The 1,001-nt window shown below is 62.3% G+C and carries 2 protein-coding genes; one reads left to right on the top strand and one right to left on the bottom strand.

Annotated features, from left to right (window positions below; translation table 11 throughout):
* Nucleotides 1-459: class I SAM-dependent methyltransferase (locus A9X04_RS21455; protein ID WP_197509274.1), on the top strand; the 459-nt coding region annotated here is incomplete at its 5' end.
* 21 nt (nt 460-480) lie between these two features.
* Here the strand turns inward: A9X04_RS21455 and A9X04_RS21450 are convergent.
* A partial coding sequence (locus A9X04_RS21450; RefSeq protein WP_231985791.1) for a class I SAM-dependent methyltransferase occupies nt 481-1,001 on the bottom strand: 521 nt, incomplete at its 5' end.

Raw genomic sequence — 1,001 nt, 5'->3', positions numbered from 1 at the left:
ATCGGCGCCTTCGAGCACTTCGGCCGCCAGCGCTACGGGCGCTTCTTCAAGATGGCCTACCAGGCGCTGCCGTCCGACGGGGTGATGTTGCTGCACACCATCGTTCGCCCGTCCTTCAAAGACGCCCGGGCGCGGGGCATGAAGCTGACCCACGAGATCGTGCACTTCTCGCAGTTCATCTTGACCGAGATCTTCCCCGGCGGGTGGCTGCCGACACCGCAGACCGTCGGCGAGTACGCGGTCACGGCCGGCTTCGAGCTGACCCGGGTCCACTCGCTGCAGCTGCACTACGCGAGGACCCTGGAGACCTGGGCTGCCGCCCTCGAGGCCAATCGCGAGCAGGCCGTCGCCATCCAGTCGCAAGAGGTCTACGACCGCTACATGAAGTACCTGACCGGCTGCGCGAAGCTGTTCCGCCAGGGTTACACGGACGTCGACCAGTTCACGCTGGAAAAGTAGCGGTCCCCGGCCCCTCGCCACCTACTTCACGAGGGTGAACTGCCCGACATTGCTGATGCCCTTGCGGAAGAAGTTCTCACAGCCGGTCAGGTAGTGCATGTACTTGCCGTAGACCTCTTCGGACTGCAGCTCGACCGCCTGCTTGCGGTTGGCCTCCAGGTTGGCCGCCCAGATATTGAGTGTGCGCTCGTAGTGCTCCTGCAGCAATTGGACCTGCTGCACGGAAAACCCCGCTTCGCCGGCGAACCTGAAGATGTCTTCCTGCGCCGGCAATTGTCCGCCCGGGAAAATTTCAGTGCCAATGAATCGCGCGAATCGAAGATCATTCATCGTGATGGGGACGCCGCGTTCGTACTGCTGTTTCTGGGTGTAGGTCAAAATGGTATGCAATAACATGCGGCCGTCGTCGGGAAGAATGTTGTGGGCGCGTTCGAAGAACGCGGCGTACCGCTCCATCTTGAAAGCCTCGAAGGCGCCGATCGAGACGATGCGGTCGACGGGCTCGTGGAACTTCTCCCACCCCTCCAACAGCACCCGCCGGG

The sequence above is a fragment of the Mycobacterium sp. E3247 genome (assembly GCF_001667785.1).
Classification (GTDB): Bacteria; Actinomycetota; Actinomycetes; order Mycobacteriales; family Mycobacteriaceae; genus Mycobacterium.
Note: the sequence above shows the minus strand (reverse complement) of the source record. Positions and strands in the feature narration are given on the sequence as shown.